This is a genomic window from Sphingomonas gellani (assembly GCF_900110035.1).
GTDB lineage: Bacteria > Pseudomonadota > Alphaproteobacteria > Sphingomonadales > Sphingomonadaceae > Sphingomonas > Sphingomonas gellani.
Genome location: NZ_FOCF01000003.1, coordinates 173,749 through 187,454, shown reverse-complemented (window position 1 = coordinate 187,454; position 13,706 = coordinate 173,749). Strand labels below are relative to the sequence as shown.

The 13,706-nt window shown below is 66.2% G+C and carries 16 protein-coding genes and 1 pseudogene; 8 read left to right on the top strand and 9 right to left on the bottom strand.

Features of this window, described 5'->3' with window-relative positions:
- Positions 1–37: 37 nt before the first annotated feature.
- The 4 genes and pseudogenes from BMX37_RS19155 to BMX37_RS07690 all read right to left on the bottom strand — a co-directional run bounded on the left by BMX37_RS19155 (position 38) and on the right by BMX37_RS07690 (position 2,067).
- A complete protein-coding gene (locus BMX37_RS19155; RefSeq protein WP_244501480.1) occupies positions 38–253 on the bottom strand; it encodes a hypothetical protein in 216 nt (71 codons plus the stop codon).
- 26 nt (positions 254–279) lie between these two features.
- A complete protein-coding gene (locus BMX37_RS19150) occupies positions 280–780 on the bottom strand; it encodes a hypothetical protein (RefSeq protein WP_244501479.1) in 501 nt (166 codons plus the stop codon).
- Positions 781–830: 50 nt separating this feature from the next.
- A pseudogene (locus tag BMX37_RS19145) lies at positions 831–1,172 on the bottom strand (DUF892 family protein); the annotation flags it as partial.
- Positions 1,173–1,209: 37 nt separating this feature from the next.
- A complete protein-coding gene (locus BMX37_RS07690) occupies positions 1,210–2,067 on the bottom strand; it encodes an MBL fold metallo-hydrolase (protein ID WP_244501452.1) in 858 nt (285 codons plus the stop codon).
- Between the two features lie 724 nt (positions 2,068–2,791).
- Between BMX37_RS07690 and BMX37_RS07685 the strand changes: the two genes are divergently transcribed.
- Positions 2,792–3,289, top strand: coding sequence for a recombinase family protein (locus BMX37_RS07685; protein WP_244501474.1), 498 nt, complete (start codon positions 2,792–2,794; stop codon positions 3,287–3,289).
- A gap of 390 nt (positions 3,290–3,679) precedes the next feature.
- On the top strand, positions 3,680–4,144 hold the full coding sequence (locus BMX37_RS07680; RefSeq protein WP_093665152.1) for a hypothetical protein: 465 nt from the start codon (positions 3,680–3,682) through the stop codon (positions 4,142–4,144).
- Between the two features lie 131 nt (positions 4,145–4,275).
- Here the strand turns inward: BMX37_RS07680 and BMX37_RS07675 are convergent, their stop codons facing one another.
- Together BMX37_RS07675 and BMX37_RS07670 are read right to left on the bottom strand one after the other, a co-directional pair.
- On the bottom strand, positions 4,276–4,887 hold the full coding sequence (locus tag BMX37_RS07675) for a GDSL-type esterase/lipase family protein (protein ID WP_170841891.1): 612 nt from the start codon (positions 4,885–4,887) through the stop codon (positions 4,276–4,278).
- Positions 4,888–5,274: 387 nt separating this feature from the next.
- Positions 5,275–5,859, bottom strand: a complete 585-nt coding sequence (locus BMX37_RS07670) for a TlpA family protein disulfide reductase (RefSeq protein ID WP_244501451.1) — start codon at positions 5,857–5,859, stop codon at positions 5,275–5,277.
- A 16-nt stretch (positions 5,860–5,875) separates the two neighbouring features.
- Between BMX37_RS07670 and argH the strand changes: the two genes are divergently transcribed.
- From argH to BMX37_RS07645, 5 genes are read left to right on the top strand one after another with little or no spacing between them, the layout of a single operon-like run.
- Positions 5,876–7,246 carry an argininosuccinate lyase gene (argH, locus tag BMX37_RS07665; RefSeq protein ID WP_093665146.1) on the top strand — a complete coding sequence of 457 codons (1,371 nt, stop codon included), beginning with the start codon at positions 5,876–5,878 and terminating at the stop codon, positions 7,244–7,246.
- Positions 7,243–7,479 carry a hypothetical protein gene (locus BMX37_RS07660; RefSeq protein ID WP_093665144.1) on the top strand — a complete coding sequence of 79 codons (237 nt, stop codon included), beginning with the start codon at positions 7,243–7,245 and terminating at the stop codon, positions 7,477–7,479. The genes argH and BMX37_RS07660 overlap by 4 nt, the downstream gene beginning before the upstream one ends.
- Entirely contained in the window at positions 7,479–8,741 is a 1,263-nt protein-coding gene (gene lysA / locus BMX37_RS07655) for a diaminopimelate decarboxylase (RefSeq protein WP_093665142.1), read from the top strand. The genes BMX37_RS07660 and lysA overlap by 1 nt, the downstream gene beginning before the upstream one ends.
- Positions 8,738–9,514, top strand: a complete 777-nt coding sequence (locus tag BMX37_RS07650; RefSeq protein WP_093665374.1) for a precorrin-2 dehydrogenase/sirohydrochlorin ferrochelatase family protein — start codon at positions 8,738–8,740, stop codon at positions 9,512–9,514. The genes lysA and BMX37_RS07650 overlap by 4 nt, the downstream gene beginning before the upstream one ends.
- Positions 9,511–10,464, top strand: coding sequence for a zinc transporter ZntB (locus tag BMX37_RS07645; RefSeq protein ID WP_093665140.1), 954 nt, complete (start codon positions 9,511–9,513; stop codon positions 10,462–10,464). The genes BMX37_RS07650 and BMX37_RS07645 overlap by 4 nt, the downstream gene beginning before the upstream one ends.
- A 138-nt stretch (positions 10,465–10,602) precedes the next feature.
- On the opposite strand, the gene BMX37_RS07640 is transcribed toward BMX37_RS07645, so the two are convergent.
- Positions 10,603–10,953 carry a VOC family protein gene (locus BMX37_RS07640; protein ID WP_093665138.1) on the bottom strand — a complete coding sequence of 117 codons (351 nt, stop codon included), beginning with the start codon at positions 10,951–10,953 and terminating at the stop codon, positions 10,603–10,605.
- Between the two features lie 155 nt (positions 10,954–11,108).
- Between BMX37_RS07640 and BMX37_RS07635 the strand changes: the two genes are divergently transcribed.
- On the top strand, positions 11,109–11,651 hold the full coding sequence (locus BMX37_RS07635; RefSeq protein ID WP_170841890.1) for a TetR/AcrR family transcriptional regulator: 543 nt from the start codon (positions 11,109–11,111) through the stop codon (positions 11,649–11,651).
- A gap of 140 nt (positions 11,652–11,791) precedes the next feature.
- Here the strand turns inward: BMX37_RS07635 and trhO are convergent, their stop codons facing one another.
- Entirely contained in the window at positions 11,792–12,760 is a 969-nt protein-coding gene (gene trhO, locus BMX37_RS07630) for an oxygen-dependent tRNA uridine(34) hydroxylase TrhO (RefSeq protein WP_093665134.1), read from the bottom strand.
- Between the two features lie 39 nt (positions 12,761–12,799).
- Positions 12,800–13,651 carry a glutaminyl-peptide cyclotransferase gene (locus BMX37_RS07625; protein WP_244501450.1) on the bottom strand — a complete coding sequence of 284 codons (852 nt, stop codon included), beginning with the start codon at positions 13,649–13,651 and terminating at the stop codon, positions 12,800–12,802.
- Between the last annotated feature and the right edge of the window lie 55 nt (positions 13,652–13,706).

Genomic DNA, 13,706 nt, shown 5'->3' with positions numbered 1-13,706 from the left:
ACGGAGCGCTTGCTCAGCTTCGCCATGCCGACCTCCTTCAGATCCGGACGAGCGCGATGGTCGCGCCCAGTCCGACGATGACGAGATCCACGGCCAGGATGAAGATCATCGCGGCGAGCACCGGCCAGTCTGCGATAGATCGACCGATGCGCGGAACGGCGATCACCTCGATACAGGCCTGGACGGCGACAGCGACGCCACCGAGCCCGACCATGGCGGTACCAGCACCGAAGAGATTGAGCGGATCCATCATTCAGTCTCCCGTCGAAGTACGCCCCGTCATCCTCGTCCCACTCTCGACGACGGTGGCGGGGGTGCCATTCGACTTCGGCCATCGTTGTGCGGTTCAGAAGCGCGCCGCGCTCGCCAAGCCACGTCGCGGCGGTCGCGAGCCGCGCGGCTGGGTTCATCGTCAGGTATGGCTGCGAGAAGGTTGAGCAGAGTGACCAGGCCGAGCGGGTCCATAAGGTTCGCGCTGAGCGCCGCCGCGCTACCCGCGATCTCGGCACAGAGCCCAAGCTGCATTCCGTCAAGCCGCATGTAGAAGGCGGCAAGTTCGTTCCAGGTTCTGGCGCGCTCCTCCTCCAGTGAGGTGGTGAGCTCGCCGATGAGATGGTCGGGGGCGAGACGGGAGACGGCCGCGATCGACGCGACTGCCGCCTCGACGACGTCAGCGTTCTGGGCGAACTGCTCGGCGGCGAGCGTCCGCCACCAGCAAAGGGGCGCGGTATGGTAGCGCTCGTGAGCTTCCAGTTCCCGTTCGAGGGCGTGATTGTACATTGGCAGAGCTCCGCTGCTGCGGCGCCGATGGGGCGTCGTGACTTGTACGCGGCGATCTCGAAATGCTCGAAAGCGTAGTTGGCGAAGCTGTTCTTGACGATCTCATCCCCCGCCACGCTGTGTGTCAGCGCGGCCATGCTGCCTGACATGCTGAGACCCATGTCCTTCAGCACGGAACCGCTCGTGTCAAAGGCCGCCAAGAGCTCGTCAAGCCGAGCAATTTGTCCTTCCGTCTCCCTGATATGAAGGCGCAGCCGGTCAGCAACTTCGGGGTAGTTCTCGATCCGCTCTACCCGCGGAGTCATGATCGACAGGGCCTGCTTCTCCACCGCATGGGCGTTGACCAGTCCGGTCACGAACAGTTCGCGAACGACATCCTGTTGGCTTGTCATGGTCTGTGCTCCTCTTGCGGTTGCATGAATTTCGGGATCAGAGGGGCTGCCCTGCCTGGCATTGTTCCAGTTCGACGGGATCGTGGGCACAGGCGATCGACACCTCGTTGGCGTGCTCCAGGGAAAGTCGCCGAAGCCGCTCCTGGTTCCGCAGGCGGTGGGTTGAACTGACTTCCATCAACCGCTGATAAGCTCGGAGACCGGGCGTACAATGGCGACGAGCCTGACGCATTTCGCCGCGATAGAAATACGCGTCGCCCGCGTGCAACAGCCAACCACCATCGTCGCGTCGGACCGCAACTCCCGCATGGCCCCATGTATGACCGGGAAGGGGAACGAACAGGATTTCCGGCGGCAGTCCCGCCAAATCGCGCACGGCGTCGAAGCCGAACCACGGCTCGCCGATTGCGCCATAGCCGCGCCAGTGTTGCACGTTGTCGAGTTGCGAGCGGCGCCACCGATGGCGTGCCACCACCCCTGAATGTGGTCCGGTGGCGTCATCATATTCGCGCTTCATCACATGCACGGTTGCGCCGGGGAAATCCTCAAGCCCGCCGGCATGATCGAAGTCGAGGTGGGTGACGACAATGTGTCGCACGTCGCTTGGACGGAAGCCAAGTGCCTCGATCTGCCGTGCTGCAGTATCCTCTTCCCGGAGCCGGATGTTGAGCATCAGTTGCCATGGCCGGGTGATGCGCGGCGCCGGTCTTGTATGCGGATGCGCCACGTCGCGCAGACCGTAGCCGGTGTCAATCAACACCAGCCCGTGCGCATCCGTCTCGAGCAGCAAACAGTGACACACAAGCTTGCCGAGGGGCCCGATGCTCCTGCCGTCGAACAAAGCGCCGCCAAGCGGACAATCCGTGCCGCAATTCAGATGGTGGATGCGCATCATTCGGTCTCCGATGCCGTCATAACTACTTAGGCCGAGATAAGTCGTTCGCCTGCCGTTCCGATGTGTGCCGGAACTTTCATTATGGGGTCGGTCCGATCCGTGATGGTGGATCGGCCCTGCATTGCGATCCTCAGCGGGTATGCCGACGCAACAGCACAGCAAGCCCGGCGAGCTGATCGTAAGGTTGGCCCGAACTCTACGATTCAGATGGAGGCGACAGGCGTTGCCAAGCGACGATTCGCGCGACGACGAGTCGTTGGTGACGTTGCCGAGCGTACGGAACAGGTCGGGCACTGCCTCGAACGCGAGCAGTAGCGGCAACGCGGTCAGGGCCGCTGTACGCCGGGCGGGAGCCCCCGTAAGGGGTGATCACATACCGGCACATTATGCTTTAGCGCTCCCTCCCTTATCCCCGCAAACGAAGTCGCTCGAGACTGCTGGAACGAGTCAAGTGCTCGCTGTTAGCAGTGAGGCAGTTTTACCAAGATCTGTTCCGCTTGCGCTTTTCCATTGAAGAGATGGCGACGGAGGAGCGCAAAGCGGTCGCGTCGCAAAAGTGCTAAATTCTGCGACAGCGCCTCCGACGTTCAACTTTCCTCGTGCATCGCTGTCGCAGAAGTCGATTGCATAACCCAGCCGTTCTGATGCACTTTTGCGACATGATGATCGCTACGCTCGCGTGTCCACCGATGACCAGGACCTCCGGCTGCAACGCGCCGCGTTGATGGAGGTTGGATGCAAGCGGACGTTCGAGGAGAAGGTGTCGGGCGCGAAGCGCGACCGGCCCGAGCTGGCCCGGATGATCGAGCAGTTGCGCGACGAGGACACGGTGGTGGTGACGCAGGGCGACCGGTTGGCGCGCTCTACCCGCGATCTGCTCGACATCGCCGAGAAGCTGAAGGAAGCCGGCGCCGGCCTGCGCTCGCTAGCCGAGCCTTGGGCAGACACGACATCACCAGCGGGTCGCATGGTGCTGACAGTGTTCGCCGGTATCGCCGAGTTCGAGCGCGAGCTGATCCACCAGCGCAGCAGCAGCGGGCGGGTAGCAGCTAAGGCGAGGGGAGTACGCTTCGGTCGCCCACCTAAGCTCACACCCGATCAGATCGCACTAGGCGAACGGTTGGTGAGCGAAGGTGCGTCGGTGCGCGAAGCCGCCAAGCTGCTCAAATGCCACCATGCCACGCTCTACCGGGCGCTGACCGCTGCAGCACTGACAGCATGATGCCGATCATCCGGCTACTGACATCCGAGCGGGAAGCACTCAGCCGTACCGGATAATTCGGTGTCAAAAATCTGCATGATCGGTCAAAACGACTGTCACTCGGTTTTGACAAATCACGATATGTTCTGCCTTGAGAGGGCAAGTTCTCTTGTCAACGGACACTTTCCTTCGCGTATCGCAGCAATGGGGGCGTGGCCGCGGCGTCAGCTTCCGTAGCGCCATACGGCTTAGCATGTCGTGAGCGGCAGTCTTCGCCGCGGTTCTATCGCAGACTACGGAATGCTTGCTTCAGCCACCAACGCCTCGCGTCACATCCGGGCGGCCGAACTTGCCTTCGACTGGCTGCCGGCTCTACCTGAAGCCGATCTTTGTGGTCAGGGAGAGGCGTAAGTGAAAGCGACGGCTGTGCTGGGCTACGCAGTGGTGCTGATGCTGGCCGGGTGCCAGCAGACGCCGGACCATACGGACAACGCCGTCGCGGCGCAGGCGCAACCGGTGCGAGCCGGCGATGTGGCGGACAGGCTGGCGAAGGCGGGCTTGCCGGTGACCCAGATCACGGCCCTCACGACCCAGACCGACCCCGACCACCTTCTCGGTCAGCCGGGGGAATATAGCAGCAAGGCGAGCTTCTCCGACGCCACTCAACCCAAGGCTGGCCAGAGCATCATCGAGGTGTTCGCGACCCCGGCCGATGCGATGAAGCGGGCCGAGGTGGTGACCAGCGGGGCGAAGGATCCCGCAGTCGTCACGCAGTATCAGGCCGTTTCGGGCAAGGTGTACCTCCGCCTGAACGAGGCGCTACCCGCGGCGGAGGCGAACAGGTATCTGAAGGCGTTCGTGGCGCTGGGTCTCTGAACCGTATCGGGATGCGTCCCGCGCGGCGTCATGCGAAACAACCGGAACCTGTCCTACACCCTGCTCATTGATCGTCGGTCACCGATCAGGCTTGAGTGGTCAGCGCAAGCCGATGGCGGGACCGACGTCGCCTAGCGGGAATTCACCAGACCATCGACCTGTGCTTTCACGGCATCGGCCCAGATTTGATATCCTTTGGCGTTGGGATGGAGATAATCGGGCATGATGTTGCCGGGCAGCGTCCCGTCGGCATCCAGGAACTTCGATCCGATATCCGTGTAATACACCGTCTTGCGATCCTGCAGGCCCGCGATGATCGCGTTGGTCGCGTTCACCGCCCGCCTCAACGGGTCGTCGCTCCGGTTGGCACGCGGGAAGATGCCGAGCAGCAGGATCTTGCTGCCGGGCAGCTTGGCGCGGATCGCCTCGACCACGGCGGCGACACCGTCGGCCGTTTCGGCGGGACTCATCCTGTTGGCGTTGGCCAGGTTGTTCGTCCCGATCATCAGGACGACCAGCTTCGGCTTCAGCCCGTCGAGCTCGCCATGGTTGATGCGCCACAGCACATGCTGGGTCTCATCCCCGCCGATCCCGATATTGTACGGGCGATAACGGCCGAAATAATCCTCGAAGATCTCGCGCTGCGGGTCGCTGCGCCAGGCGTCCGTGATGGAGTCGCCGACGAAGATCAGATTCGTGCCACCCGTCCGGATCAGGCGATCCTTTCTGGCGAGGAAGTCCATGTGGCGGGAGACATCCTTTTCGGTAGGCAACCTGCCTCGGTTCCGCGCATGCTCCTGCCCGCCCTGCACGGGCCCTTGTGCGTGCAACATCGATGGAGCGCCCGAAAGACCGGCAAGCAGAAGCAAGCCGGACAGTTTCGACACGAGCCCGATTCTGCGCCCAAGCATCAGCATCTCTCCACGATGGCGGTCATGTTTGTCGTGGGAATGTTACCACGTGTCGAACGATTGACCAGCGCCCCTCTCGCTCGATCATGTCGGTCGAGCGGAAGGTCGGCAACTTGCCATGAGGTGTCGCGGCCTTGGACGGCGGTGCTGATCGCCTATGCCGGCCTGACGCTGTGTAATAAGCCGGTGCCGAGTCACCGCCAGCCCGGCCAACGACGCTCAGCTTACCAACTTCAGCGCATCCGCAGCCGCTGGGCCGGTCCAGTCCATGTCGCCCAGCACGCGCCAGACCTCGCGGCCCTCGGCATCGAACAGGATGGAGGTGGGCAGGTTCGACGCGACCGCCGGCACCCAGACCATCTTTTCGTCCGTATAGGGGGTCAGCGTCGTCAGGTGCCGATCCTTCAGGAACGGCGCCACCTTCGATGCGTCGGTGTCCTGGCTGATCGCGACCACGGTCAGGCGCCCCGCCTCCCGCTTCGCCAGCGCGTCCAGCGTCGGCAGCTCCTTGACGCACGGGCCGCACCATGTCGCCCACAGGTTCAACAGCACCGGCTTGCCGCGAAACGCCGCCAGCGTGGTCGCCTTGCCGTCGGGGCCGGTGAAGGCGAAGGCGGGCGCCGCCTCCCCCTTGTAACTGCGGTCGATCCGACCCGCAGCGGCGGGGGTCGCGGCCGGCGCGGTGGCGGGGGTCGCAGCCGGCGCGGCGGCGGCCTCATTGCCTTGCCCCGCGACCGGCGAATGCCTATCGCAACCGGCGGCCAACAGGGCCGGGACCAGCATCAGGCAAGCAGCGATACGCATGAATTCCTCCAACACCATGTGGGGCGGCCGCTTCGCCGAGGGACCTTCCGCCGTGATGCGGGAGATCAATGCCTCCATCCCCTTCGACAAGCAAATGTGGCGACAGGACATTTCCGGGTCGAAGGCGCATGTCGCCATGCTGGGCGCGCAGGGCATCGTGTCGACCGAGGATGTCGCGGCCATCGACGCCGGGCTGGACCGCGTGGCGACGGACTATGCCGATAACGGCGTGCCCGACGATCTGGCGCTGGAGGATATCCACATGCTGACGGAGGCGCGGCTGGCCGATGCGATCGGGCCGGCGGCGGGCCGCCTGCATACCGCGCGCAGCCGCAACGATCAGGTCGCGACCGATTTCCGCCTGTGGGTGCGCGACGCGATCGACGCGGTGCTGGCGGCGCTGACGGGATTGGACGCGGCGCTGCTCTCCCGTGCGGAACAGCACGCCGCCGACGTCATGCCCGGCTTCACCCATCTGCAATCGGCACAGCCGGTGACGCTGGGCCACCATCTGATGGCGTATCACGAGATGGTGAGCCGCGACATGGCCCGGTTCCGCGACGCGCGCGCGCGGATGAACCTGTGCCCGCTGGGCAGCGCCGCGCTGGCCGGCACCAGCTTTCCAATCGACCGGCACGCGACGGCGCAGGCGCTGGGGTTCGACGGGCCGACCCGCAACTCGCTCGATTCGGTCAGCGACCGTGATTTCGCGCTCGAATATCTTACCTCGGCCACGCAATGCGCGCTGCACCTGTCGCGGCTGGCGGAGGAGTTCGTGCTGTGGGCGTCGCAGCCGTTCGGGTTCGTGGCACTGAGCGACGCCTGGTCGACCGGCAGCTCGATCATGCCGCAAAAGCGCAATCCGGACGCCGCCGAGCTGGTGCGCGGCCATGCCGGTCGCATCCTTGGCTGCATGACGTCGCTGATGGTGACCATGAAGGGCCTGCCGCTCGCCTATTCCAAGGACATGCAGGACGACAAGCCGCCGGTGTTCGAGGCGCATGACCTGCTCGGCCTGTCGATCGCAGCGATGACCGGCATGATCGACAGCGCCACGTTCCGCACCGACCGGATGCGCGCCCTGGCGGAAAGCGGCTTTGCAACCGCCACCGACCTGGCCGACTGGCTGGTGCGGGAGGGCGGGATGCCGTTCCGGGAGGCGCATCACGTCACCGGGCGCGTCGTGAAGCGCGCCGAGGAACTGGGCGTGACGCTGGACGCGCTGCCGCTGCATGAGATGACCGCGATCGACGCGCGCATCGACGCGCGGGTGTTCGACGTGCTGAGCGTGGACGCGTCCGTCGCCAGCCGTACCAGCTTCGGCGGCACCGCGCCCGCCAATGTCCGTGCCGCCGTCGCGGCGGCGCGCGGGGGAGAGATGGCATGACGCGTTACGCGATCGCCCTGTTGGCACTGCCGCTTGCGGCCTGCGGATCCAATGTCGGGCTGAAACCCCCGCCCAACACGCCGCTGCCGGTCGCGCCCTATGGTGCGAAGACGCAGCCGGACGCGGCCGCGCTGCTCACCCCGACAACGCAGCAGCGTCCCCAGCGCAGCGACGAACTGTCGCGCAGTTCCGAGCGTCGCCGCTCCGACGAATTCGACCTGCCGCCGCAATAATGGACCATTTCGCTTTCCGCGACGGCATCCTCCATGTCGAGGATGTGCCGCTGCCCACCATCGCCGAGGCGGTGGGCAGCCCGGTCTATGTCTATTCCGCCGCCACCTTTCGCCGTCACGCACAGGTGTTCCGCGACGGGTTGAAGGACGTCGCCCGCAAACACATCGCCTATGCGATCAAGGCGAATCCGAACCTGGCCGTGCTGCGCCTGCTCGCGGACGAGGGTTACGGCGCCGACGTGGTGTCGGGCGGCGAGATGGCGCGCGCACTGGCGGCGGGGATGCCACCGGACGGGATCGTCTTTTCCGGCGTCGGCAAGACGGCGGACGAACTGGCGCGAGGGCTGGACGCCGGCATCGGCCAGTTCAACCTGGAGCTGGAGGAGGAGGGCGAGGTGCTCGCCCGCATCGCCGCGTCCAAGGGGTTGCGCGCGCGAGCGACGATCCGGGTCAACCCGGACGTGGACGCGGGCACCCACGCCAAGATCTCCACGGGTCGCAAGGAGAACAAGTTCGGCGTGCCGATCGACCAGGCGCCGGACATGTTCGACCGCCTGTCGCGCCTGCCCGGCCTCGACCTGCGCGGCGTCGCCTGCCACATCGGCAGCCAGCTGTCCGACCTGGCGCCGCTGGAGGCGGCCTACGCCCGGATCGGCGAGCTGGTGGCGGAGCTGCGGCGCCGCGGCCACGCGATATCGCGTGTCGATCTGGGCGGCGGGCTGGGCGTGCCGTACAAGCCGGGCGACACCTTCCCCAGCCCCGCCGATTATGGCGCCATGGTCGCGAGCGTCACCCGCGACTGGGACGCGGAACTGATGTTCGAACCCGGCCGCGTCATCGCGGGCAATGCCGGCGTGCTGCTGACCCGCGTCATCTGGGTGAAGCCTGGCGTGGTGAACCCCTATGTCATCGTCGATGCGGCGATGAACGACCTCGCCCGCCCGGCGCTATACGATGCGTGGCACGACTTCGTCGCGGTGCAACCGACGGGAGAGCGGATGGTCGCCAACATCGCCGGCCCAGTCTGCGAGAGCGGGGACACGTTTGCGATGGGTCGCGACATCGATCGGGTGGAAAGCGGCGATCTGGCGGTGTTCCGCACTGCGGGCGCCTATGGTGCGACCATGGCCTCCACCTACAACAGCCGTGCGCTGGTGCCGGAGGTGCTGGTCGATGGCGATCGCTTCGCCGTGGTCGCGGACCGGATCGCGGCGGAAACGATCCTGGCGGCGGAGCGCGTGCCGGAGTGGCTGGCGCGGTGACGCCCCATGCGCCCCTCCCGGCTCTCCCGATCTTCGTGAAGCTGGCGGGACGGCCGGTCATCCTGCTGGGCGAGGGCGAGGCCGCCGACGCGAAACGCCGCCTGCTGGAACGGGCCGGCGCATCGGTGGCCGACGAAGGAAGCGATGCGCGCCTTGCGATCATCGCGCTCGACGACGCCGCACAGGCGGAGGCGGCGGTCGCCCGCCTGCTTGCGCGCGGCGTGCTGGTCAATGCGGTGGACCGGCCGCACCTGTGCGATTTCACCTTGCCCGCGATCGTCGACCGGTCGCCCGTGCTGGTCGCGATCGGCACGGCCGGCGTGTCCGCCGGGCTGGCCGCCGCGCTGCGTCAGCGGCTGGAGATGCTGCTGCCGCCGGGCCTGGGCCGCCTGGCGGAGGCGCTGCACGCGGCGCGCGAAGTGCTCAGGCGCAGGCTTCCCGACAGTCGCGACCGGCGGCATGCGATCGCCGCCGTGCTGGCGCCCGGTGCCCCGCTCGATCCGCTGACGCCGTTCGCGGGTGGTGAGGTGGCGCATATCCTCGAAAGCGCGGCGCCGTCCGCCCGCCAAGAGCGTATCGCGGTCCGCTCCGCCGACCCGGACGACCTGACCCTGCGCGAGGCACGATGGCTGGCCAATGCCGACCGGCTTTACCACGCGCCAGCCATGCCGACGGCGATCCTGGACCGTGCCCGCGCCGATGCGGACCGGATCGCCGGCCCTGCGCCAGTCGAGGCTCTGCCGGGCCTGACGGTCGAACTGGTGATGGCGTGAGCGGCTTCGCCTATCGCATTGACGACGGTTCCGCCGAACAGGTGGACCTGCACGACGCGTTCGACAGCCCTGCGCACCTGATCTGGACGCACCTGGAGACGACGGACGACCGTGCGAAGACCTGGTTCAAGGACCGCGCCGGCCTGGACGAATATGTGATCGACGCCCTCACCGCCGCCGAGACCCGCCCCCGGTGCGAGAAATTTGAGTCCGGCGCGCTGCTCAACCTGCGCGGCCGGTCGGAAGAGACGCTGAGCACGTCCGACCCGCTCGCCTCCATCCGCATCTGGGCGGTGAAGGGCCATGTCTATTCCGCGACCCGCAAGCCGCTGGTCGCGGTGACGGAGGTGCGCAAGGAGGTGGAGGCGGGCGACATCCGCGATCCCGGCGACCTCATCACCGCCTTCGCCACCGCGATCACCGCCGACCTCGATCCGGTGGTCGCCGATCTGGGCGACGAACTGGACGATTGCGAGGAGGCGCTGGACGCGAACAGGGTGTTCACGCTGCGTCGCACGGTGACGCGCGTCCGGGTGCAGGCGATCGGCCTGCGCCGCTTCATCAATCCGCAGCGATCGGCGCTGGAGACGCTGGCGGCGCTGCCGGGTGACTGGCTGGGCGCGGACGATCGCCAGCACCTGTCCGCCGCCGCCGACCGCGCCGCGCGCATGGCCGAAGAGCTGGAGGCGATCCGGGAACGCGCCGCGCTGACGCACGAACAGCTGACCGACCTGCGCGCCGAACAGCTGGACATCCGCTCGCTCATCATCTCCATCGTGGCGATGATCTTCCTGCCGCTGACCTTCGTCACCGGCGTGTACGGGATGAACGTCAAGGGTCTGCCCTGGGCGGACGAGCCATGGGCATTCGACGCGGTGATGGGCATGTGCGCCGGGCTGGCGGTGCTGATCTCCGTCTTCTTCGTCGCGCGGCACTGGTTCAGGAATTGAACCGAGCGGTCCTGGCTGGTCAAGCGGAAGAGCGGTAGCGCCAAACCGGCTTCCAAGCGGCATGTCCGATCAGGCGTCCTTCAGAGCAGTGGTCCGCTTTCACTTCGGATTCGTTGTCGGGACAACGTGACAAGGATGCTATCCCAACACCCGACCAATGCGAACGAGAAGGCCGCTGGGATCGCTGACGGCGAACTCATAGGTGCCCCAGGGCTTTGGGTGTGGGGCACCCTCTTCGATTATATGCTCCCGAACGGCATCCGCCATCGCGTCCACGTCTTCGACATACAGGTACAGGCCGAAGGGATTGTCCTCGATATTCTTCGGCCATCCCGCAGCATATGTCAGATGGAGGTGCGAGCCTCGGCCGTCCTCAAGGATGCGATAATGACCATAGTCACTGACGACCGTAAACTTGAGACGCCGGTAGAACGCCTCACTCGCGTCGAGATTGCTGCTTGGTATGATTGCGACTGCACGATGTTCCATCTGTCGACGCTCCATGAACGATGCTCGTAGCGATGACGGTCGGGATCAGCCTTGGCGAGTGCGAAAACGCCCTGTGAGGGCCGAGGCGGACTATCGCCCCCGATAGTCCGCCGCCCCGATGCTTCCAGGCCGATCCGTCCATGGTAGACCGGGCTATGGCAGAGCCTGCTTCCTGGAATGCACGGCGGCTTTCGAGTACCGAAAGCGCCATCGTGGAAGCGTTTCGCACGTTGGCGATCGAACGGCGATATGGCGCAATCCGCGTGGTCGACATCATCGACCGTGCCGGCGTCGGCAAATCCACTTTCTACGAGCATTTTAAGGGAAAGGACGATGTTCTTCTGACAGCAATGCGGCCGATCCTGCTGGTGCTTGCCACCGCCGCCTCGGGACGCGCAGCGCGTTCCTACGTCCAGCCCGTCGTTGAACATCTCTGGGAGCGGCGATCATTTGCGAGGCCGATCCTGCATTCGACCGCCGCTTCGATCCTGCAGCGCCGCTTGGCCGATGCCATCGCGATGCACGGCGGCAGGAAGATTGACACTCAAGGTGTTCCCGTCTTCGCGGTCGGGATAGCCGCTGCCCAGCTGGCGATGCTGCGATGCTGGTTGGCAGGTCACGTAGCCGCCACGGTCGATGCGATGACCGATCAGTTGATCGCTTGCTCCCGGCTCAACGACGGTGACTTGCCATCATGACGGTGGCAGCCGTGGCAAATTGCCCTTTCCTCCTTCACCATCCTTTGTGAGAAAGGCAGCTACCGTCACCTACCTTTTCGAAAGCGGTCAGACTGCTCACCACCCCGCAGCGAACTGACCGTCCCCACTCAACCCATCCATCAGGCAGCGTCCTGCTCTCCATGCAAGCCGGCGGTCTGCCCGATGTGCCTCTCGCCCCGCGCCTCGGCCAGGCGGGTCTGGCGGTGGCGTTCGGCATAGCCGGCCAGCCGGTCCGCATCGCGTGTGCCGTGGCAGGCGGGGCAGCTGACCCCTTCCTCGAACAGCGGAGACGCGCGATCGGCCTCGTTGACCGGCATGCGGCATGCCCGGCACAGCGCATGGCTGCCGGGTTCCAGCCCGTGGCCCACCGCCACCCGCTCGTCGAACACGAAGCATTCGCCCTGCCAACGGCTGTCGGCGGCCGGCACCGTTTCCAGATAGTTCAGGATGCCGCCCTGTAGGTGGAACACCTCCTCCACCCCTTCCGCCTTCAGGAAAGCCGTCGACTTTTCGCAACGGATGCCGCCGGTGCAGAACATCGCCACCCGCTTGGGCATGCCGTCGTCGCCCAACAGGGCATCGCGATTGTCGCGGAACCATTGCGGGAAATCGCGGAAGCTGCGCGTGCCGGGATCGATCGCGCCCGCGAAGGTACCGACCCGCACCTCGTAATCGTTGCGCGTGTCGATCACCACCGTGTCGGGGCTGTCGATCAGCGCGTTCCAGTCCGCCGGCGCGACATAGGTGCTTACGTCGCTTAGCGGGTCCAGCCCCGGCTGGCCCATGGTCACGATCTCGTGCTTCGCCTTCACCTTCAAACGGTGGAACGGCATGGCGTCGCTCCAGGCGAATTTGGGTAACAGGGTCGCGCAACCGGGCAGCGCGCGGATATCCACCAGCACCGCGTCGATGCCATCCGACGGGCCTGCTATCGTGCCGTTGATCCCTTCGTTCGCCAGCAACAGCGTGCCCCTGACCCCCTGCGCAACACACAGCGCCTTGAGCGGCGGGATCAACGCCGCCGGATCGTCGAACCGGCTGAACTGGTACAGGGCGGCCACGCGGACCTGCGCATCGGGATGGGCCATGCCGGTGCATCTAGGCCCAGTCTTGTCCGCGCGAAAGCCTCAGCGCTTCGGCGCGATGGCCGGGGTCAGCCGGATCTCGAACAGGGTCGGCCACAGCTTGCCGGTCACGAACAGCCGCTTGCCCACCGGGTCGTAGGCGATGCCGTTCAGCACCGCGTCGGGGTTGCGCGCCTTCACCTCGGCCACCAGCGGGCGCAGGTCGACGATGCCGGTCACGCGTCCATCGGCGGGGTCGATGCGCAGGATGAAGGGGGTGCGCCAGACATTGGCGAACAGCGCGCCGTCGACCATCTCCAGCTCGTTGATCTGGTCGACCGACCGGCCATCGGGCATGTGCACCCCGATCCGCCGCCGCTCCGCGAAGCTGACCGGATCGAGGAAGCGCAGCGTCGGCGACCCGTCGCCCAGGATGAAGCCCTGCGCGTCGCTGGCCAGGCCCCAGCCCTCGCCCGTGTACCGGTTCTCGCCCGTCGGCTTCAGCGTATGCGCGTCCCAGCGATGCGCGACCCCGTCATGCCAGGTCAGGCTGACCAGCTCGCCCTTCCAGGCCGCGAGCCCCTCGCCGAACTGCGCGGCGGGGATGGTCGCGCGCGCCATCACCTTGCCATCGGTCAGCCGGACGCGGCGGACGTCGGATCGCCCCTCGTACCCGACGCTTTCGTACAGGGCGCCGTCTCGCCAGATCAGTCCCTCGGTAAAGGCGGTGGTGTCGTGCGGGTAACGTGCCGTCACGCTGACGGTCAGGACCGGCGGGGTTGCCGTGGCGCGCGAAGCCGGGGCCGGCGCGGGCACGGCTTGCGGCACCGCCGGTGCGGCAAGCAGCAGGGCCGCGCCCATGGCGGCCGTGCAGGCAGCGAGGGAACGGGCGCGGAGCGGATGGCGGCGGGTCATGCGATCGCTTGTGTCCTGCCGCCGATGCGTCGGCAAGCCCGCACGAACCGTGCCG